Genomic DNA, 19962 nt, shown 5'->3' on the forward strand with positions numbered 1-19962 from the left:
GCGGCATGTGGGTTCAGCCGCGTAGCGATGTGGGGATGGTGCTGTGGTCGGGAAGCAGGACCCCGATACCGAGACCACCGAGGAACGCGGCCGCCTGATACATGTAGGCCGGGCGTGCGGTGATTCGGGCGCCGGAGATCAACCCCCGCATCTCCGGATCGAGGGCGGTCAGGTCCTCGACGGACTCGGCGGTCGCGGTGATGACCATCGACATCGACACCAGTCCGTGCCCGCGCGCTTCGGCGACGCGAGCGGTGTTCGTCGATTCCAGAGCGATGTCCGCGGTGGCGGAACCGATCCCCCGGGCGGTGTTCACTGCGGCGACAGCGGATTTGAAGTCACCTTCGACGGTCTTGGCGGCGTCGGCCGGGGAGTACGGGCGGAAGATCTCGGTGACCCGCTTGCGCGGAACCTGCGAGTTCGGGGACAGCAGCCCGGCCAGGACGCGTTCGGTGGGGAATCCGGATGGTGGTGAGGTCATCGTCCACACCCGCGAGACACCGGAGTCGTGCCGGTAAGTGACCTTGTCGACGTCCTCCTCTGCGGTGATCGGGCCGGCGTCGGCCCAGTCGCAGACGTACTCACCGAGGGTCAGGGCGCGCTCGATGTCCGGCTCGGCGGCAGGGTCGAACGCCCGGCGCACCACGGCGGCGTATTCACTGTCGCTCATGGGCAGGGCGGTGACGTCGGTGTGCGCGAGCTGGGAGTAGAGCACCGGGAGCTGCGCACCGATCATCTCGGCGGCGGCCATCGGGTCCTTCCGCTGAGCGGGGGTGGCGGCATCGAAGGTGATCGCCACCCGCCCGTGCACCCGGAAGCCGGTCGCGGACGCGGCGACACGCTCAGCCAGGATCTGACGTGCCGTGGCGGGCGAATCCGGGTGGGTGATGGCGTCGACGTTCGCCCGCGCCCGCTCGCCGGTGTCGGGGAGCGTTTCGATGGTCACCGCGGCCGCGGCGATGTTGGGGACCTGACCGAGCATCGCGAGGAAGTTCGCCCACGATCCGACCAGCCCGTCGACGATGTGCTGATCGTTGCCGGCGGCGCCGCCGATGCGGCACCGCAGCAGCACCGTGTACTGGTGGGTGCTGGGCATCCGCATCATCCCGAAGCGGTGACCGTTGGTGTCGAGCGCCCACCACAGCTCGGTCTCGGCGGCGATACCGGGTAACCGGGAGCGACCGCCCGCCTGATTCGACAACTGCCCGGCCCGGTAGATGTGGCGGCCGGTGCGGCGTTGTCGTCGCCACTGCCGGCGCAGCAGCAGCATCTCGTAGCCGGTCTTGCCCTGGGGGCCTTTGACCACCAGAGGAACCCAAAGCAGGGCCAGGACGGCGCCGAACCCCAACGACCCCAGGGCGGACCCGGTGATGAACATCAGCGCCAGCGTCACCAGGACGATCGCGGCGATGACCGCGAAGGAGAACGGGGTCAGTCCGAACGCGTAGGTGCGGCGCTCGTCGACGAACCCGGCGTAGGTGCGTACCGGCCGCTCGGTGTCCTGCGCGGTCATCGCGCACCTCCGACGGCGTCGGTGCGGGCGGTCTCGATGGTCATGGGGGTCCTCTCGTCGCTGCGGGTGGTGTGCTCGGACGTCGGTGTCATGGCGTGCGTCCGCCTCGCTGGCCGTCTCGATTGCTGTCTCCGGCGGCGGCGCCCGTTGCTTTCTCGGCGCCCTTCATGACCGCTGCCACCGCTGTGGCTCCGGTCTTGGCTGCCGATGCAGCGCCGGCGGCGGTCGCGCCCGACGAGGCCCCGGACTTACCGGGCGTCGACTGCGCCCCGGACGTCGCACCAGCGGCGGCCGCCGGGCTTGCTGCGGCTCCGGATCGGCCGCCGCCGCCCTGGCCCGCGGACGTGGTGGGTGGGTTGGTCATGGCCCCGGTGGCTCGGTCGGGTGACTGCCCACCGACGACTCCTGCCCCGGATCGGCCGCTCGCTGCTGCCGCGGCCCCGGCGCTGCCGGCCTTCATCGCCATACCGGCGACCGCGCCGGTGGCCACCGCGGCGCCGGCCAGCGCCGCTGCGCCGGATGCGCCGCCGGAGGCGGCGACGGCGGGCACGATCAGCCGCAGCAGGACCGGCAGGCACAGGCACGACAGCGCCAGCAGTGCCATCCCGCAGAGCTTGCTCATCGCGTCGTCGCCGCCGGCGGACCACAGTGCCAGCGCGTAGACCCCGGCAGAGAGGATCGGGAAGAGGACTGTCGCGAGGACGAACCCGATCATTTTTTTGAATGCTTGCTCGCCGGTCGGGGTGCCGGACCCGGCGGCGGCGGTGGGCAGGAACCCCACCACGAGGATCAACATGGCGTACTGCACGACCACGAACACCGCTTGGACCAGCGCACCGACGATGCCCAGGAGCGCGAACACCATCACCAGTCCCGCGGACAGCAATGACGACACCTGCGACAGGTCGAACATCGTTCCCAGGACGTCGGCGACGTTCCCGCCGGCGGCGTCCTCGACGATCCATTTGCCGAACTTCACCGACCCGGCGTGCGTGACGATCAGCAGCGGGGCGAACGTCGCCGTCGCGAACACCGTCCGCACCAGGATCTTCGCGGTATCGGTGGCCCGCTCGGCGCGAGCGGAGGCGTTCGCGGCCGCCAGGCGCACCGCGGCGACAGCGATGGACACCGCGACCAGGGAAGCGTTGATCCAGTAGAAGTAGCTGTGGAACACACCCACCGACTCCGGGTTCGCCAGATCCGGCAACGGGATGTTCAGCCACCAGGTGAACATCAGATTCACCGCCTGCCCGAATCCCTCGAGGAACGCTTCGGCGGCCTCACCCACAGCTCCGGACGCCGCCCAATCCACCGCTGCCCCTGCGGCACCCGACGGATCGGCGACCGCGGTTGCCGCCGTGCAGGTGTTCCCGACGCTGATTCCCGGTGCGAGGTCGATACCTGCAACCGCGTCGGGGAGTGAGTCGCACATCCCGAACAACCCACCGTCGGATTTACCGGTAGCGTTCTCCGGCTGAGCATTCGCGAACCCGTGTGACAGGAGAAGAATCGACAGCGCGAGCATCAATCCGATCAGTGCGCGGCGTGCGGCGGTCACCACCGGGTCCACCCGTTCAGCGTCGAGATGCGACCGAGCTGGACCTCGACTGCACTGAGTCGCACCTTCCAGCCATCAGCGGTCCAGGTGAGCGACGATTGCTGGGCGTCCCATTGGCCGGTTCCGGGGATCGGTGTTGCGTACTGCACTACGGCGAACGAGTCGCTGAAGGCTGTGACCTTGAACGCTTGCGGGAACACCCACGCGCGTCCGAGCTGGAAGTCCGACTGACCTGCGGCCGCCAACTGCGCGAGCTTCGACTCCGCAACGCCGGGATCTGCAACGACCTGGCGGTCGTACACCTGACGAACGTCGGCGCCGCTTCGGAGGGTGCGGGCTGCAATCTGCCACCCGGCCAGGGCCGCACCCTGCGGGGTGCGGGTGAAACCGTAGGCGAGGCGGCCGTCGATGCGGGTCGGCCCGTCGGACGTGGAGAACGGGGCGACGGTGGCACCGATGCGCTGCCACATCATCCCGGACGGGGCGGGAACCGGGACGTCCTTCACAAAGGCCGGTCGGTCGCCGGGATCGGTCTGCGGCAGTACCTGACCCTGTTCGTTGACCGGGACGGCGATCTCGCGGCCGAAGGGGTCGGCGAGGGACGGGCCGAACCCGCCCTCGGCGCCGGGGGTGACCGGCGCCGAGGACGGGGCGGCGGCGGTCGGCGCCGCGGAAGGAGCGGTTTCGCCGGAATCTCCGCTGCGGACCAGAACGACGGCGACGAGCACGACCACCAGGACGATGAACCCGACCGCGGCCGCGCCGGTGGTGCGTGAGGTCGCCAGCCAGCGGGCTTTGGGGTGCTCGTCGATCCAGTTCGGTTCGAGCGGTGGTGTGGGTGATTCCTGCACGGGAGGCTCCTGATCGGTATCGGGCGATGACCGGGGTGATGACGCCTGGTCAGGGGGCGGAGAACGCGGTGAACCCGTCCATCGACGGCAGCGGAATCGGGTCCGTCGCCGCCGGTGCGGCGGGATCGTCCTCGGCGCCGGTCGGGGCGGGGAGGGCGATCTTCCAGTCGCCGGTGGACCGGAGGACGGTCACCGGCACCGCGGTCAGTTGGCCGCCGGGCATGGTCGTCGCGACGTCGACCACGGCGCGGGACTCGTCGTAGGACGAGACCCGGAACCCGGTGAACGCGGCGGTGGTGGCGGTGTCGGCCGCGTCGGTGATCGAGGCGGCCGATCGGGCGATCGCGTACGCGTCGCGTCCGTCACCGGGTGCGACGAGTGTCCGGGTGACTTTGGCCCAGGCGGTATCCGGTGCCAACGCCAGCCGGGCCTGTCCCTGGATCGCGGCGAGCACCGCACCCTGTGGGGTGGCGGAGTACCCGGTCGGTGCGGCCGACGAGGTGTCCGCGGCCGGCCCATCGACGTCGCTGTACGGCACCTCGATGCCCTGATACGGCCGCCAGGTCACCTCGGCGGGCGGTGCGGCGACGTCCACGGCGGCGGGTGCATCGCCCATCGCCGCTGGGTCGTCGGAGCATCCCACGACGGTGGCCACGATCATCAGCGCCGCGGCGGCTGACGTGGTCATCCGACGCCGAAATGGCCCGGTCACAGGAGGATCCCCGCCCAGCCGCCGGATCCGGCGACCAGGACCGCCGCGACGGCGACTATTCCCGCGCGCTTCTCGCCCTCGCCGAGCTGTCCGCCACGGTGGTACGCCGTCGCCAGGTAGATTCCGGCGGCGACACCGAGCATCGCCAGAGTTGCGATGACACCCCAGTAGAACCAGGCACCGACTTGTTCGAGGCCGGCGGTCACCTCCGCCGGTGGTGTCTTCGGTGAGGAGTCGGTGGGGATCTCCGCGCGGATCTTGGTCGCCACGGCCATGTCTCGGGCGCTCACGTCATCAGGGTGTTGACCAGGCCGGTCGCGGTGCCGGCGAACACCGCGCCGATACCGACTGCCGCCAGACCCATCTGCTGGCCGCGAGTGTTGGTGCCGTCGGCGTGGCCCATGGCGAACTTCACCCCGGCGAACACGCCGACCAGGGCGAGGATGCCGGTGGCGGCCCACAGGCCGATGTTCATCAGGAGCTGGTACTTCTCGGCGCCGGGCGGGGCGTCGACGCCGTTGGGTCCGACCTGCGCGAGATAGTCGGTCGTGGCGGCGAGTGTGTGCAGCAACATGATTGGTTCCTTTCAAGTGGAGGTGCGGGGAATCGAGATCAGTGAGTGGTGGTCGGGGGAGGTGGTGGTCGACCGGGCGGGGAGCGGCCACCGCTGGTGCCTCTCACGAGATGCCGGGGGGAAGGTGCGGAACGCCGTGAGCGATACCGACCGCGGCGAGGAGCAGACTCGCCAGCACGAGGAGCGGTACTGGGCGATTCGGCCGAGGATCGCCGCAGTCGGCCATCGCCAGTCGCACACCGACGACCGACCAGGCGAGCGTCACCGTCGCTGTGGCCACCGGAGAGCACCACGGTCACCGTCATCGCTGCCCCGGTTCGGGCGAGGTGCGCAGTGCGGCGACTGCGGCGCTGAGGAGGTCGTCGTGCAGAGCGCGGACCGGTTCGACGGGGACGGTGCGGGTGTCGGCGGCGGCGCGCTTGTCGGTGGGTACCTGAGCGCGCGGTCCCCATTCGGGAAGCTCGTCGGGGCACATGTGCCGCCACGGCTCGACCCACCCGATGTGCCAGACATGGTCGAACACCGAACAGACGCGGGTGATCTCGCGGCGAAGTTGCTGGCTGGGTCGTCGGTCGGTGTCGGCGACGAGGATCAGTCCGAGCAACTGCACCGGATCGGGTGTCAGCGCGGCGAGGTGGGCCATCGCCCGGTCGTGGGCGGCGCGCAGACCTGCGGCGTGGGTGCGGGCGACCACGGCGACGAGCGGCGAGTCACCGTGTCCACCGGACGGCCACGCGCGGCCGCTGTCGCCGGCCCACGCCAGGGAGGCCGTGAGGGTGGAGACCGCGGCCCCGCCGTGAGCGCCGAGCAACCACACCAGCGGCTCCGCAGCGCAGAGATCGGTGCGCTCGATGCGTTCCTGCCATACCGGCGCCTGACGATGCAGGGGCGGCGCCATGACGCCGGGCGTGGGCCGACGCGTGGCAACGGTCTCGAGGTCGGGTCGGGTCGCCGGGGCGCTCATCGGACGGTGATCCCGGAGACGGACCATCCGGCGAGTGCGTTCGCTCGGGTGGCGGTCATGTACAGCGCGATCGGGGTCAGCTCGTCGACCTCGGCGCCGCCCGAGTCGACGACGCTCTGATGCACTGCGACGACGCGGCGGGCCAGGGCGATAGTGTCGGCGGGGTGGTCGTCCGGTGTCACGTTCGCCTCGGCGTCCACGGCCAGGCCCGTTGCGGCCCATCGGTCCCAGTCGGCGCCGGTGACCGGGGCGAGCGCGGAGTAGGACACCCCGAGCTCTCGCACCCATGCGGGATTGAGCAGCGTCGCCGCGGAGTCGATGTCCACTCCCTTCTGGGTCTGCTCGGCGGGGCGGTACGAGTACAGGGCGTCGGCGGCGCCCGCGAGGACAGCGTCGACGTCGCAGGTGTCGGTGCCGGTGTTCGGGTCGATGCGGTCGGTGCACACCGCCCTGGCAGGGGCACTTGTCGACGTCGGCGGCGTGCCGCCGTCGGGCACGCTCTCCTCGGTGGTTGTTCCACATCCTGCGAACACGGCGGCCGTGGCCACGGCGATCACCGTGAACGCGGCTCGGCGAGTGGTGGTGGTCGTGTTGGTCATCCGAATCTCCTGACGTACATTTCTTCTCCGGCCCAACCGGAGAGCGGCATGATCGAGACCACGTCGCCGGATTGCGGTGCGTTGAGCAACATTTCGGTGCCGTCCTGGACGCCGTAGTAGATGCCGACGTGGTGGGTGTTGCCGCCGGACCCGAAGTAGATGAGGTCGCCGGGTTGCTTCTGCTCCAGTGGGATCTCCTGTCCGCGTGGGTCGTGGAGCTGGCCCGGGTTGGAAGTGTCGCCGGTGAAGTGCGGGAGGCTGATCGCGCCGCCGGACGCCTGGAACACTGCGTAGAGGGTCAGGCCGGAGCAGTCGAACCCGACCTTGCCGGTATCGCCGTTCGCGTCGCCGGCCCCGCCGCCGTCGCTGATCCCGTTCGTCGGACCATTGGTGTTGCCGCCGCCCCAGGCGTAGGGGGTGCCGAGCCAGCGCATCGCGGCCGCGATGACGTTCGCCCCGAACGGGCCGCCGGGGGTGAAGGTCGGGCCGTTCGGGTTCGGCGCCGCATCTGCGCACTCCGTATCCACGGCGCCGCTGCCGACGGTGGCCGCCGTTGCGGCCCCGGCCAGGGCGGCTCGGTCGGCGGCGGACAGGTCTTTGCCTGCGCCCTTGAACCGGTCGTAGAGGGTGCGGGCGAGCGGTTCGTGTTCGGCGTACGCCTCGGGAAGGTCCGAGCCCTGCACGGTCTGAGCGGCGACGGTGACGGGCATCGACTCCCAGCCGGGGACGGCGAGCAGGTGCTCGTAGAACAGGCGGTTCGCTGTGGCGGGGTTCATCAACGTGGCGGTGTCGCCCCAGATCGTCACCTGCTGCTGAAATTGGTTGACCGACAGGTGATCTGATCCGACGGCGTCGTGTGGGTAGTTCAGGGAGTCGGGGACGTTCGAGCTGGCGTAGAGCTGGAACGTCGATTCCCGTGACGCGGTGGCGAGGGCGACGACGATGCCCCGTTCCGGAATGCCCATTGATTCCCCGATGGCGACGGTCTGTTCGGCGAGGGCGAGCTGCTTGTCGCCCAGCCCACCTGTGCCGCTGCCGGTTCCGGCTGCGCCGGGAGCGGCAGGCGGCGGCGCGCTGCCGGGAGCGACTGCGGCATCCACCCAGGACGCCGGGTCGAGTGCAGTTCCGGCGCCGTCGGGCAGGCGTCCGCCGTCCCACACCTCGAAGTGCAGGTGCGGCCCGGTGGACTCGCCGGCGTTGCCGATGCGCCCGATTTCCTGCCCGGCGGTGACCTGTTGGCCGGCCGAGACGAGGACCCCGTCGCCGCGCATGTGGCCGTAAACGGTGGAGTAGGCCTTCCCGTCGATCTGGTGGTCGAGGATGATCCAGTTCCCGAATCCGCTCGCCGGTCCCGCTTCTCGGACAGTGCCGTCGGTGAACGCGTAGATCGGGGTGCCGATCGAGCCGGCAAAGTCGACGCCGTTGTGGTTGGTTCCCCAACGGGGGCCGAATCCGGAGGTCAGTGTCGTCGCGCCGGGATCGGTGGGTTTGACGTGCGTTCCCGCCGGGACCGGTGCGCCGGGCGCCCCTGCGCCGGGGAGAGCGCACATGTCGTCGGGACGGGCGAAGAGCACCACCACCGCGACCACCACCAGGAGCACCGCCAGGGCGGCGGCGGCCGCCGCTGCGGCACCACTCTTGGTGCCGGTCGATGTCGACACGATGGGGACTCCTTTCCGGCGGTGGCGGTGGCGGTGGCGGGACGAGAGCAGTGCGGACGGTCAGGAACCGTCGGCGATGGAACCGGGCGTCGTGGGTGCGCTGCTCGTGCTCGACGAGGTGGTCGTGCTCGCCCCAGTGGTGGTGGGAGCGGTGGAGGTAGTCGACGTGGTGCCGGTCGCGGGTGCTCGTGTCGTGGTGCTCGTGACGGGCGAGCTGCGGGTCGTCTGTGAGCTGCCGGTGTCGGCGAGGGCGTCGGCGAGGCGGGTGAACCACTCGACGGTGAACTTCGCCGGCGATAGTCCGTCGGCAGTCACGGGAACCTGGTCGTAGGTGCCGTGCAGGCGCACGGTGTCCCAGTAGCGGACGTCCGTTGCGAGGGTCAGCAGGCCCTTGTTGTCCTCGACTCCGCGGGTGATCTCGGAGTAGATCCGCCGTTGCACCGACGAGATGGTGGCCGGCGGGAACAGCTGCGTCACGGCGGCGGTGATCTTCGTTCCCAGCACCGCCAGAGCCGCCGGCGGATTGGCCAGGCCCACGGTGGCGAGTTCGGTGATAGTGGCGGGGGTCAGCACTTTCTTGGCCACGGTGACCGCGGCGCCGAGCCCCATGACTCCGGCCTTGACCACGGCGCGGACGATCTTCGCGTCGGCTTCCGGGGTGTCGGATGTCTGTGCCGAGTTCTCGGCGAGGCGCCCGAGGACGGTGTCTCCGCCGGAGGCGACCTGGAACTTGCCGCCCTTGAAGTCGACGTCCTCGTTGACGACGTCGGCAGCAGTGCGCAGTGTCGCTCCGCCCACAGCCCCGGCGAGATCGACGAGGGTGCGCTGCGGGTCCTGCTCCTGCAGGTGCAGTTGACCGGAGATGTTGGTGGCGATCTTCGCCAGCGACGAGTTCGCCGGCAGTGAGCACGCGAGGTCGCCGGGAGTGCAGAACTGCGCGACGCGGCCACTGAGCTGACCGAATGCCCTGCCCCCGGTTGAGGTTGCCGAGGTGGCGGAGGCGGCGAGTGTGGGGGCGATCCCGCCGCCGTCGGCGGGAGGAGCGGTCACGGCCAGGCCGTCGAGATCGGCCGCGGGAACCCCGGGCGGCGGTGCCGGTGCGTCGGGTGTCGACGAGCCGGGGAATGTCGCCGCACCCGCGGGGCGGGTTGGGTCGGAGAACAGCGCGACCGCCGCGACGTCGGCGGCGGGAACCGGTCCGGTTCCCGCCCCGATGGTGCGGGCGAGTTCGGAGGCGACCTGGGCACCTTGCGAGTAGCCGGTCAGAGCGATCTTGCTGCCGGGGCACTGGTCGGCGTAGTCGGTGAGGAACTTCTCGGCCGCTGCGACACCGTCGGCGATGGACTGGGCGTAGGGCAGGTCGGTGCTGTCGCCGGGCTTGCCGCCGAAGCTTGCTGCGTACGGGATCAGGGTGCGCCCGACCTCGGCGGCGGCCAGGGAGAGCGGGATGGTGATCGCGGAGCCCAGGAACCCGGAGTCGACGTCGGTGGCCGCGGCGTCACCGGATTCCCCTGTGCCTTGCAGCCCGAACACGTGGAGCACGTCGCACCCGGTTGGAGGTGCCTGCGTGGGTGCAGCAGAGGCGGTGCCGGTCGCCGCGGCCGCCGCGAGGGTGGCGGCGACGGCTGCGGCGAGGAGCCGCTTGCGCCACGTCTGCGGCGGCGCGAGGTGGTGCGGGCGTGGGGTCATGGTCGGTGGGCCTCTCGGTGCAGGTGAGCGCGGGATCCGGACAACACGGTGTGTGCGGCGCCGAGAGCGGCGGCCGACAACTGGGAGGGGTCGATACCGACACCGGCGGCGAGTTCGGCGTCGTAGGGCAGATGCACGACCCCGGCGACCCGGCCGGTCAGCGCATCGGCGAGCGGCCCGGTGACGTGGTCGACGCCGGGGCGTTGGGAGGTGACGACGAGCTGCACGCTGCGGCCCATCCCGGCGATGCCGAGGCGTCCGCGTAGCTCCGTCAGCACGGGGCGCGCGGCGTTGGCCGCCCCCGGTCGGTCGTCGATGGTGACGACGATGTGATCGGCCAGGTCGGCGGCGGCGTCGAACCACGTAGACCCGATGCAGGCTCCGGCGTCGACGACCACGAGCCCGTGGCCACCGACGGCGGTGGCGGCGGCGGTCACCGCTGACGCGAGGTGCGAGGGCGATGCGTCGTCGCGGCGGTCCCGACCCAGAACGGTCCACCCGGTGGAAGTGGGCAGTGCGCGGTCACCGGTGAGCCAGACGCTCCACACGGCGGCCGTCTGCGCGACGGGGGCGGGCGTGCGGCGGCTGATGTCCCCGCCGACGGGCGTTCCGTCGAGGACGACGACGGTGTCGTCGGAGACCATCGCCAGCAGTAGCGCCACCACGCTCGTTCCGGATCCGCCGTGGGCCCCGGCGACGACGATGATCGGGGCCGGCGCGGTCGGACCGTCCTCGACGACGACCCTTTGTGCCGGATCGGCCGCTGCGACGGGCTCCGCGTCGGCAGTGTCGGTGGCCGCGGCGGTGGGCAGCCAGTCCAGGTAGGACGGGCTTGTCCCGTATGCGCCGGTCACGACGCAGGGCCGATGGCGGCGATGACGGCAGTGTCTCCGGTGGCGGCCGGTGCGGTGGTCATGGAGCTGACGAACCGCTTCTGCCCGCCACCGGGGCGACGTTCGATCACCGTCACCCGGAACTGCGACGGCGCCCTCTCGTCGGCGAGGACGCAGTGCTCGGTGCCGACGGGGATGGCGGCGACGGCGCCCGCGAACGCAGCGGGGTCGAGGTCGATACCGTCGGCGAGCTGCGCGCTCGCCGCTCCGACGTCGCGGCTGCGGTAGTAGGCATCCTCGATGCGGGCGATGACCGCGAGGTCCGGATCGGCGGAGTCCGCGGAGGCGACCTCGCCGCCGGGCTGCTGGGCGCACCACTGCTCGAACGGCAGGACAGCCGGTGTGGTCGGTGACGGTGCGGCGGAGGTCGTGGTCACGGCTTCCGTGGTCGCGACGAGCTCCTGCGCCAGCGAGGGGGTCGGCGCGTCGTCGGTCACGGAGGGTAGGACGGCCCATACAGCGCCGCCGGCGACCGCCAAGAGTGCGGCGACGGACGCCGCGACCGCCAGGGACGACCGGTGGCGGCGTACCCACCCGGCCTCGGCCGCGGAAATGGGATGCGCCGCGGGGGCGTTCACCGGTGTTGTCGCGGTGGGGAGGTCGGCGAGGACCGCCTGCCACGGCGCGAGATGGTCGTCGGTCCGCTGGTCCGGTGGGGTCATCACCGCGACGTGTCCGGTGTAGCCGTCGGAGTGGTCGACCACCGTAATCGTTTCTGCACGATCGGATTCGGTGGTGGGGTGGGCGGACAACGGGGCGAACCACTCGTCGTCTGCTCGGTTCGAGGTGGGCATCTCCGCGTCTCCTTCCTCGGTGTCGGTCTCGATGAGTGGTCGTGGTGTGTCTCTGGCGAGGTGGTCGGCCGAACCTTCGGATACGGCCGGACCCCGCATGGGGTCCGGCCGCACCCGACGATCAGGCCGGACGGAACGACGCGACAGCGCTGTTCAGAGCTGCCGCGCCCTGCTCGAGCGCCCGGGCGTTGTCGGCGTACACGGCGTCGACCGCGCCGAGGACGTCGGCGCCGCCGGGCACGTCGGTGACGGCCTGGCGGGCCTGCTCGACGTAGGCCGGGGCCGTGTCGATCACCTGCTGGACGTCCTGCGGCGGTGTCCACACCGGCGCGGCCGCGGCGGGAGCGGGTGCGGGTGCGGGGACAGGGGCGGGTTCGGTGATGATCTGCTGCTCTCCACCGGTGACCGTGGCGCCGAGCAGGCCGCCGAGTGCGGCGCCGGTGACGGTCAGACCGAGGACGATCGGCGCGGACAGTGCAGCTCCCGCAGCCCCACCGGCCAGTGCGGCTGCACCGGGGATGAACACCCACCCGACGGGTCCGCCCCACACGATCGCCCCGCTGCCCGTGGTTGCGGCAACACCGAGCGCTCCACCGAGTCCTGCTCCGGTGGCGGTGATGACGGCCGCGGGAACGAGCGAAGCCAGGAACCCTGCGGTGCCGCCGGCGACGATGCCGGTGGCGACTCCCGCGGAGATGCGGTCGGCTCGGGGTGCGTCGGCGAATCCGGCCTCGACGAGGAAGTTTCCGCCGTCTGCCTGCAAGGCCTGACTGGTGTTGTTGAACTGTTCCACCAGGTTCGGGTCCACGACATTCCGGTCGTACGGCACGATCTCGCCGCCGACGCCGATGTAGCCCTCCGGAATGTCGATGGGTGCGATGACCTTACGTTCGACAGTGGGCACAGGAGGCGGCGCGAGCGGCGCGGGCGGCCCGACCTGTGGGGCCGGCTGCGCGGGAGGCGCCGAGTAGTAGACGGCCGGGACGGTGGAAGACTGCTGGCGGCCGGACTGGTAGTCGTCGTAACTGCGCCACTGCGACTGCTGTACCTGCGGGGACGGGGTGTATCCGGGCAGGAACTCGCGCTGCTGAGTGGGTGCGGGTGCGGTGGTGGACAGACCCGGCTGCTGCGGGGTCGTGGTCGTCAGTCCGGGTTGGACCTCGTCGGCGGCGGCGGGACCTGCGAAAGCGACCGCCACCGCGACCGCAGATGCAGCGACCACGGTGGAACGCGTTGCTGTTCTACGACGGCGGTGACGCCCGAAACTGTTGTCACTGTTCAACATTCTGGACCTTTCACGAAACTCTTGGGTAAACCGGCCTCGCCGAGACAGGCAACAGTCGACCGTTCGTCCCTCAGTAGGTGCGGCCACTGAGGGACGAACGACGTGGCGCAATGCGCTGTAGACGCGCAGATCGAGACAGGTGGCGTCGCACGAGTGAAGAGCAAGCAATGCTCGGCAATCGGTGCCCATGCTTGATCTCGACAACAGCTGCATGTTGACCGTGTGAATCGGTGCTCGACAGGACCTCGGGACGGGCGTTTCTCGTTCGGTAGAGCGCTCGTTGACACGCTCGCAAGTCGCCTTGGGAACGGTCGCCGCCGGTAGCCTGGAGCTACCACGCCCTTTTCTGGTGTGTGGATTGGTCCCTGGACGCGCTACGCGGACGGCAATCAGCTTGCGCGTTCAGGGACTCTTTAAGCGTTTGGTAGGCCCCCCTTCAGGCATCTTTCTGCATCGACGTTCTAAACAACCGGTTTAACCGTAGCATCTAAACATCCTTTATGTGCTACAGCGTCGACGCAAGTGGCATCGTGTCCACTTGTGGGGTTCCTTCGTTGAGGCGGCGACTGCGAGGCTTCGCGCCAGAACAACTCCGGGCACGTCGCCTTGCAGTAGGGCTCAGCGGAGCTGAAGTGGCCCGTTTGGTGGGTGTCGCATCTTCGACGTACTCGCAATGGGAGCGGGGACAGTCGCATCCTCGGATCGACTCGTTGGCTCGCTGCGCGGAGGAATTGGGGCGGCCGATCAGCGACTTCGTCTTCGTAGCCGAAGAAGAGGAGTACTTAGGCGACCTGCGCACGTCTCGCGGGCTGACCCAAGGTGCGCTGGCTAAAGAGGTGGGTGTCAGCCCCCAGTACATCGGAGCGCTGGAGCGGGGCCAGAGCCGACTGAGCGACTCGACCGCGTCGAAGGTTGCGGAGGTGTTGCGGTATCCCGTTCCACGCGTGATCGCGGCGTACGAACGGGTGCGTAGCCGTCCGCGAGGCGAGTCGGCCTGACGCTGCTGTGGCAGTGGGAACAACATGGACAAACTCCAGACGCAGTATCGACGTCACGGAAGCGAACAAGCACCCGTGGTGGATGGGCTGCGTCTGAAGGCCGTTCGGCCAACAGGAATCTCGACCTAGAAGGTGGAGTGCCTTGGCGAAAGTATCACGACTGTCGACGGACTGGAATCCTTGCCGGACCATCGTGTGATGTCGGCGCGGACGCGGGTAGCACAGCCAGGACCAGACGCTCGCTCAACTGTTCCGGGTAAGGCCTGAGTTCCACTTCCGTGCGTTGCCACCGCCAATCAGCGCCGTCCTTGGCCCTGATGCGAATGACCGCGACGACGGGTCGAGGGGTAGATCGTGACCACTGGTCGAGGGTATCGGTCAAGACCGATCGATCTTCCTCATGGACAACATCGCGGCCGCTGGCGACGTCCCTCCATCGGACCCACTCCGGTGCATCCGTCAGCCACATCGTCAGAATTCCGGTGTGTGCATCGAATACCGCCATCCGGGTGCCCGCGCTCTCTAAAGCGCTGGGTAGGCCCAGTTCGAGCAGCGTCGGTTTGTCTGGTGCAGTCGTGTCGGTGACGTCGTGCCACAGCAGTCGCAGGCCGACGTTACCGGGGTCGGTGCGCCCCTTGCCCCAACAGTGCCAACGCATGATGTGCCCGTCAGCGTGCAGGACGGACATCGGGCCTTCCCAGCTCTTGCCGTGCTCTGGGTTCAACGCCGCGGCGAACAGCGACTCCGAATCATCGAACTTGACGGCTTTGGCGTAGTACTCGGCGGGCGTGCGTTCAGGAACGTGGTCGGCGGGGTTTACACCGGACATCAAGGCGGCCTCGAGCGACTGGGCAATCACTGTGCGTTGCAGCAACCACGAGATTCCCGAAACGATACGAGGGGGGTCAGGAACGATGCCGGACTCGCCCAACCACAGTTGAGCTCCATGTGCCTCGCCGGAAGGCCCCAACACAGGAACCACGCGGATTAGAAATGTGCCACGGCGGCTCGCGACCTGATGCTCTTGAACCTGTCGAGACTGGCAGGCCTGTGCGACGAGCGTGGGCACGTCGATGTCCGGCCCGGGTGACAACCGGTCGACCTTCGTCCAGTTCCGGGTTCTCCCGCCTGAACTGACGACCGTCATCACTCCCGGTGTCAGAGTCTCGATCAAGTGCCAACTGTTCAGAACATCCATGCGCTTACTCCCCCGACTAGGCGAGACCAGACGTTACATCTAAACGCGGCGTGATAGCCGCAATCGAGCACCGTGAGGTCGTAACGTGATGGCCTCCCGTACGTCCAGCTCATAGTTGCCATCAGGTGCTACGTCGTACCGCCGGACGATGGACGCAAGGGCCAACACCGCCTCGTGGAGTGCGAACTGGCGACCGATACACGCTCTCAACCCTGTCCCCCACGGCTTGTAGACACGGTCGGGGGCATGGTCCGTTCTGCCGGCAATGAACCGATCGGGGTCGAAGCTTCGGGCGTCTGCTCCCCAGGATGCAGATCTATGTACCTGTGGAAGAAGAACAAAGACCCACCCTTCGGGAATCTTGTAGCCGCCCAGTTCGGCCGGGCCGCGTTCACGCGCCTTGCGGAAGTAACCGGGTGCGGCCGGCCACAGACGCAATGTCTCGTCGACCACTCGGCGAACGCGACGGAGTTTCGGTACGTCGTCAAAGTCGACCGCGCCGCCACCCGGAGCGACGGCTTCCACCTCGTCGCGCAAAGCCTGCTGCAGATTTGGGTCACGACTCAAGAAGTGCAGTGCGAACGCCATGGTCGACGCAGTCGTCTCGTTCCCTGCAACGAGGAACGTGATGATTTGGTTCTTGATGTTGTCGACACTGAGACCGTTCCCCGTCGTGGGGTCCAACGTTTCGAACATGTGCTGCAGCAGGTCCGAGTCAGCGTTGGCGCCGGAACGACGAGTAGGCATCCGGTTCTCGACGAGTAAGTCGACAGTATCTCGGATCAACGCCAGATCCTTGTCGTGTTGCCGGGCGGCGGATCGACCCGTGACGGCTCGGACTACGGGTACATCGTTCGACGATCGATTGACGTAGCGAAGCGACCGAGCAATCGCATCGGCGAATGGCACGTCACCGTCGAACGTTCCGAAATCATGTGAGAGTGCGCAACGCCCAATCACATCGAACGCCAGTTTCGAGCACTCTTCGTAGGCCTCAACTGATTCGGGAGCAGAAAGGCCGTCCCAGGTTGCCAGCAGTCCGTCGATGGATCGTTGCATCGATCCGTGATAGCGGCGCATCGCGGTCTTGTTGAAGGCTGGGCCGAGTATCGAATGCCCCAGTTGCCAGTTGGGTTCGGAGTTGAACGCCGTGAACAGACCGTCGCCCGCGATGCCGCGTAACTTGCGATGCGGAAGGCCGAGAAACTTAGTCCACACCTTCTCGTCGTTGACCTGGTTGACCAGAATTGGATCGGAAACCACCACGAGTCGATGTCCGAAGATCTTTCGCTCGTAGATGCCCCCGAGCTCATCGGCCATCTTCATTTCTCGCTGCACAGGCTTGGATGAGTCGACGCTGAGTAGATCTCCTGCGATGGGAAGCCGGAATTTCGGATGCGGGAGGTGAGCGAGCGGCGGTCCAACTTGATCCATGGAGACAGTGTCCCTCAGTGCGGTGCCAGTTATTTTGGGTCGCGATTACGGCGTGTCATCCCCCACGCGGAACCGGTCGCAGGGCAGTATCAGCTTGCCGTCCGTGGTTGTTTGCACCGAACCCGACAAGGAGGTACACCTCATGGGACGTCCCCATCTTGGTCCGACTACACGTCTTGGATCAGTCCCGACGGAGGTCTACGCGGCGCTGACCGCGGCGGCAGCACAGCACGGATACAGGGAGACGACGGCTTACGTTTCCGACATTCTCAGTCTCCATGTCGGCCGGCCCGACAAATTACGGGGACCACTCAGCCAGGAGGTACTGCCTTTGACGGGCTAGTTCAGCTCTAAACTCCGTGCGTCTATCCGCGTGCGGGTACATAAGAGCAAGCCCAGAAACCACCAAAACCCCCGACCCGCGGGTCGAGGGGCTCGGTGTCAAAGACGAAGGGCCAACTTCGTCTCTGGTGCTGCTCACTACTCGAAGGGACAGACTGTGTCGGTCTTGTCTCAGGGTACAACGCACCCTGATGCAGGTTCAGTAAGTGGCTGGCGTGTCGCCGCGCCGGGCGCCCAGGCGCTGACTCGTGCGTGCTCTATGACCGGTAAACCGCAACACGCGATGCACAGTGACGCGACACGGCTATCCGAAAATCTCTCGAGGTGTCGGCGTGTCGTGGCACGTCCGGCAGGGTCTCGAGGCAACATTTCTGCCGTGCCAAGGCCACCGAGAACTCGCCCCATAGGGCGCCCGCAGCTGCCTTATCGACCGGTGCAGATGAACACCAAAGTGCATCCCCAGGTCAAACAGCAGCTCACCGCGATCGCGGCAGAGAGAGGCATCACGCTGGGTGCGCTCCTCGCTGAGCTCACCGCTCGGGCCGCCGGCAGCACAGTCGAGGAGCTCACTGCAGGTAGCGGGTTCGATGAGCAGAACCGGGAGCTGCCCATGACTGGGTGAGCAAGCAGACAACGCACGGTTCGGAGGGAATCTCCGCCGAACTTCATACAGAGCACTGAAATGACGAAGCCCCCGGCAAGGCGGCCGAGGGCTTCAACGTCATAAGGATCGAGCGGGAACTCGAACCTAAGTGCTGCAAATCCCCGAAGGGACTGTCTTGGCGGACAGGTCTCAGGGTACATGCTGCCCTGACTCAGCTTCAAGCATCAATCATCGTGTCGCGTCACTGGCGTCGACACCAGACTCCCTGTGGCGCCGTCTCGCACCCATGTTGGCGGCGCGCCGATCCATGCGTCTGTACGACGCGACGGCGCGCGGCTTCACCTCGTCTCGCCCACTGACGACGAGACGGCCGTTCGTACCTGCCGCTGTACCTCTGTTCGCTCACGGCCGTGCACGCGTGATTGCACTGGACTTCGACGCCAAGACGTACGGAGCAGCTGCTGTCCAAGCGGATGTGAACCGAGTCCTCGGTTGGCTGGCGGAGACCGGCGGCCGCGCAGTCGTCGACGTTTCTACAAGCGGCGGCCGCCATGTCCTGATCCCGCTGGCCCCCGGCGTCACCGTCGGCATCTCCGAACTGCGGCCACTGCTGGACCAGTTGGCCGCTCGCCTGCCGACATTGGACATCGTGCCGATGACTAACGCCGCGACCGGGTGCATCACGGTTCCAGGGTCCGCGTGCCGTGAGGGTGGCCATCGGGTGCTCGACGGCGACCTTGCTGCTGCTGTCGACGCCGTGACCGTCGGGTCCGAGCCAGCCGTGGTGACGCGCCTGTCCGCGCTGCTCGGCGGACTTTCCCACGCACGTTCGCGTACATCCGGTGCGGTTCGCACCGTCGGTGACGAGATTCGCGCGGCTGTCGCCGCTGAGCGGATCGTCGGAACCGGCCGTACCGCCCGGCTGCACAGCCGCTTTTGCCGATCTACTCCCCCACCGGCGTCCGTCACGACCTTCGCGGCCACCGGCCGACTCGATCGCACACGGTGGCAGTCCCGCTCCGAAGCTCGCCAGTCGGTCATCACGCACGCGGTACTGGCCGGCGCTACTGCCGACGACATCACCGACCGACTGAACACGGACGATTGGGCTGGTATGCGCGACGCGTACGCCCACTACGCAAACGTCCTCGGTGCAGTCCGGAAAGACGCAAGCCGCGCGCTTGAGTGGGCCGCATCGTCGCTTCCTGAACCAGTCCGGGATACCGGGCACAAGTTAAAGCACACAGGGGGCACTTCTGACCCGGCCTTCACTGCCTGGCTTGCTAGAGCTCAGGAGTGGGTCACTCGTGAATACGCTTCACGACGCGATCGCTGGTCCACCCACGCAGTCCTGCATGCTCTGGTCTGGGGTGCAGCATCCGGAGGCGAACTAGTTGAGGGCGTCCCGGTAGTGGCGTTGGGTGGGCGGTCCTTGTCGACCGCTGCCGGGCTTCTCCCTGAGACGACGGTGTGGTCTGCTCTTGAGCGGCTTAGGGACACCCCCGGATCGCCGGTCTTGCTCATCGCTCGCGGGGTAGGACAGAACGCCGACCGGTATGCACTGGTACCACCAAGCGGAGATAAGCCGGCACAAGCCAGCTCAGGGCCGGGAAATCGGGCGGCGATCATTGAGACCATCCATCCGGCGTGGAGCGTCATCGGCCAACGCCACCGCGTCCTCTACGAAACGGTGGCGGTAGCCGGTAGTCCCATGACCGTCGATGAACTGATTCAGGCAGTGCGGATCGGGCGATCGAGCGGCTACGAAACCATCCGCGACTTGCGCACCGTTGGACTCCTCACCGTCGTTGGTGGATACGTCCGAGTCGGCGACACAGACCTTGACGACATCGCTCAGCGCCACGGCCTCGTCGCTGCGGTTCGCACCCGCATTGTTCGACATCGGGCCGAACGCATTGTCTGGCGAGAATGGCTGGCCGAACGGGAAGCGCAGCGCACCCCGGCGCCACCACTCTTGCGGGCGTCCGTCATCGTGGACGACGGAGCAACGCCACCCGACGAGGGTCTTTGGGACTCCGTTATGGCGGACGAGCCTCGATACAGACCCGAATACGACGCGTACGCGTCGCTAGGACATTTCGGTTCTGCTCCTGGTCTAGGTGCGAACGCCGATCAGGCTTCCGGCGACGTTACGAAGTCAGACCCAGGACGAAGGTGGGGAACATGAGGGGCTCTCTCCAAGAACCGGTGGATTTTCGACCGCCACTAGGTGCCTGACCTGCTGTGCTAGCTAAGCTAGTGTCGCTAGCCCTGTGAAGGTAAACAGCTCGCA

Annotated in this window: 19 protein-coding genes; 3 read left to right on the plus strand and 16 right to left on the minus strand. The window is 68.0% G+C overall.

What is annotated here, in order from left to right:
- Positions 1-13: 13 nt before the first annotated feature.
- The 14 genes from ACY466_RS20600 to ACY466_RS20665 all read right to left on the minus strand — a co-directional run bounded on the left by ACY466_RS20600 (position 14) and on the right by ACY466_RS20665 (position 13030).
- The gene (locus ACY466_RS20600) at positions 14-1513 is read right to left on the minus strand and encodes an SCO6880 family protein (RefSeq protein WP_463252420.1); all 1500 of its coding nucleotides are present in this window, start codon (positions 1511-1513) and stop codon (positions 14-16) included.
- An 88-nt stretch (positions 1514-1601) separates the two neighbouring features.
- The gene (locus ACY466_RS20605) at positions 1602-3071 is read right to left on the minus strand and encodes a hypothetical protein (RefSeq protein ID WP_463252421.1); all 1470 of its coding nucleotides are present in this window, start codon (positions 3069-3071) and stop codon (positions 1602-1604) included.
- Positions 3068-3922 carry a hypothetical protein gene (locus ACY466_RS20610; RefSeq protein WP_463252422.1) on the minus strand — a complete coding sequence of 285 codons (855 nt, stop codon included), beginning with the start codon at positions 3920-3922 and terminating at the stop codon, positions 3068-3070. The genes ACY466_RS20605 and ACY466_RS20610 overlap by 4 nt, the downstream gene beginning before the upstream one ends.
- A 49-nt stretch (positions 3923-3971) precedes the next feature.
- The gene (locus ACY466_RS20615; RefSeq protein ID WP_463252423.1) at positions 3972-4610 is read right to left on the minus strand and encodes a hypothetical protein; all 639 of its coding nucleotides are present in this window, start codon (positions 4608-4610) and stop codon (positions 3972-3974) included.
- Between the two features lie 20 nt (positions 4611-4630).
- Entirely contained in the window at positions 4631-4924 is a 294-nt protein-coding gene (locus tag ACY466_RS20620) for a hypothetical protein (protein WP_463252424.1), read from the minus strand.
- Positions 4921-5208, minus strand: coding sequence for a hypothetical protein (locus ACY466_RS20625; protein WP_463252425.1), 288 nt, complete (start codon positions 5206-5208; stop codon positions 4921-4923). The genes ACY466_RS20620 and ACY466_RS20625 overlap by 4 nt, the downstream gene beginning before the upstream one ends.
- A 103-nt stretch (positions 5209-5311) precedes the next feature.
- Positions 5312-5488, minus strand: a complete 177-nt coding sequence (locus ACY466_RS20630) for a hypothetical protein (protein ID WP_463252426.1) — start codon at positions 5486-5488, stop codon at positions 5312-5314.
- Positions 5489-5509: 21 nt separating this feature from the next.
- Entirely contained in the window at positions 5510-6172 is a 663-nt protein-coding gene (locus ACY466_RS20635) for a DUF6668 family protein (protein WP_463252427.1), read from the minus strand.
- Positions 6169-6771 carry a hypothetical protein gene (locus ACY466_RS20640; RefSeq protein ID WP_463252428.1) on the minus strand — a complete coding sequence of 201 codons (603 nt, stop codon included), beginning with the start codon at positions 6769-6771 and terminating at the stop codon, positions 6169-6171. The genes ACY466_RS20635 and ACY466_RS20640 overlap by 4 nt, the downstream gene beginning before the upstream one ends.
- The gene (locus ACY466_RS20645) at positions 6768-8432 is read right to left on the minus strand and encodes a peptidoglycan DD-metalloendopeptidase family protein (protein WP_463252429.1); all 1665 of its coding nucleotides are present in this window, start codon (positions 8430-8432) and stop codon (positions 6768-6770) included. The genes ACY466_RS20640 and ACY466_RS20645 overlap by 4 nt, the downstream gene beginning before the upstream one ends.
- Positions 8433-8492: 60 nt before the next feature.
- Positions 8493-10121: a cutinase family protein gene (locus ACY466_RS20650; RefSeq protein ID WP_463252430.1), complete on the minus strand. Its 1629-nt coding sequence runs from the start codon at positions 10119-10121 to the stop codon at positions 8493-8495.
- Positions 10118-10975, minus strand: coding sequence for a hypothetical protein (locus tag ACY466_RS20655; protein ID WP_463252431.1), 858 nt, complete (start codon positions 10973-10975; stop codon positions 10118-10120). Before ACY466_RS20655 ends, ACY466_RS20650 begins: the two co-directional genes overlap by 4 nt.
- Positions 10972-11808 (minus strand): hypothetical protein, encoded by an 837-nt coding sequence (locus ACY466_RS20660; RefSeq protein WP_463252432.1) that lies wholly within the window; start codon positions 11806-11808, stop codon positions 10972-10974. Before ACY466_RS20660 ends, ACY466_RS20655 begins: the two co-directional genes overlap by 4 nt.
- A 121-nt stretch (positions 11809-11929) precedes the next feature.
- A complete protein-coding gene (locus ACY466_RS20665) occupies positions 11930-13030 on the minus strand; it encodes a hypothetical protein (RefSeq protein WP_463252433.1) in 1101 nt (366 codons plus the stop codon).
- A 563-nt stretch (positions 13031-13593) separates the two neighbouring features.
- On the opposite strand from ACY466_RS20665, the gene ACY466_RS20670 reads away from it, so the two are divergent.
- On the plus strand, positions 13594-14091 hold the full coding sequence (locus ACY466_RS20670; protein ID WP_463252434.1) for a helix-turn-helix domain-containing protein: 498 nt from the start codon (positions 13594-13596) through the stop codon (positions 14089-14091).
- Between the two features lie 154 nt (positions 14092-14245).
- Here ACY466_RS20670 and ACY466_RS20675 read toward each other — a convergent pair whose 3' ends face one another.
- Both ACY466_RS20675 and ACY466_RS20680 read right to left on the minus strand, forming a co-directional pair.
- Positions 14246-15289, minus strand: a complete 1044-nt coding sequence (locus tag ACY466_RS20675) for a GAF domain-containing protein (RefSeq protein WP_463252435.1) — start codon at positions 15287-15289, stop codon at positions 14246-14248.
- Between the two features lie 39 nt (positions 15290-15328).
- Positions 15329-16723 (minus strand): cytochrome P450, encoded by a 1395-nt coding sequence (locus tag ACY466_RS20680; protein WP_463252436.1) that lies wholly within the window; start codon positions 16721-16723, stop codon positions 15329-15331.
- Between the two features lie 775 nt (positions 16724-17498).
- Between ACY466_RS20680 and ACY466_RS20685 the strand changes: the two genes are divergently transcribed.
- Both ACY466_RS20685 and ACY466_RS20690 read left to right on the plus strand, forming a co-directional pair.
- Positions 17499-17687 carry a hypothetical protein gene (locus ACY466_RS20685; RefSeq protein WP_463252437.1) on the plus strand — a complete coding sequence of 63 codons (189 nt, stop codon included), beginning with the start codon at positions 17499-17501 and terminating at the stop codon, positions 17685-17687.
- A 400-nt stretch (positions 17688-18087) separates the two neighbouring features.
- A complete protein-coding gene (locus ACY466_RS20690; protein ID WP_463252438.1) occupies positions 18088-19857 on the plus strand; it encodes a hypothetical protein in 1770 nt (589 codons plus the stop codon).
- Positions 19858-19962: the final 105 nt, after the last annotated feature.

Source organism: Rhodococcus sp. K11/5 (assembly GCF_055193735.1).

What these genes read in the sequence shown, in the direction of transcription:
- ACY466_RS20635 (WP_463252427.1), bottom strand. Translation starts at nt 6,172, where the DNA reads ATGAGCGCCCCGGCGACCCGACCCGACCTCGAGACCGTTGCCACGCGT.
- ACY466_RS20660 (WP_463252432.1), bottom strand. Translation starts at nt 11,808, where the DNA reads ATGCCCACCTCGAACCGAGCAGACGACGAGTGGTTCGCCCCGTTGTCC.
- ACY466_RS20650 (WP_463252430.1), bottom strand. Translation starts at nt 10,121, where the DNA reads ATGACCCCACGCCCGCACCACCTCGCGCCGCCGCAGACGTGGCGCAAG.
- ACY466_RS20680 (WP_463252436.1), bottom strand. Translation starts at nt 16,723, where the DNA reads ATGGATCAAGTTGGACCGCCGCTCGCTCACCTCCCGCATCCGAAATTC.
- ACY466_RS20670 (WP_463252434.1), top strand. Translation starts at nt 13,594, where the DNA reads ATGTGCTACAGCGTCGACGCAAGTGGCATCGTGTCCACTTGTGGGGTT.
- ACY466_RS20640 (WP_463252428.1), bottom strand. Translation starts at nt 6,771, where the DNA reads ATGACCAACACGACCACCACCACTCGCCGAGCCGCGTTCACGGTGATC.
- ACY466_RS20600 (WP_463252420.1), bottom strand. Translation starts at nt 1,513, where the DNA reads ATGACCGCGCAGGACACCGAGCGGCCGGTACGCACCTACGCCGGGTTC.
- ACY466_RS20615 (WP_463252423.1), bottom strand. Translation starts at nt 4,610, where the DNA reads ATGACCACGTCAGCCGCCGCGGCGCTGATGATCGTGGCCACCGTCGTG.
- ACY466_RS20675 (WP_463252435.1), bottom strand. Translation starts at nt 15,289, where the DNA reads ATGGATGTTCTGAACAGTTGGCACTTGATCGAGACTCTGACACCGGGA.
- ACY466_RS20625 (WP_463252425.1), bottom strand. Translation starts at nt 5,208, where the DNA reads ATGTTGCTGCACACACTCGCCGCCACGACCGACTATCTCGCGCAGGTC.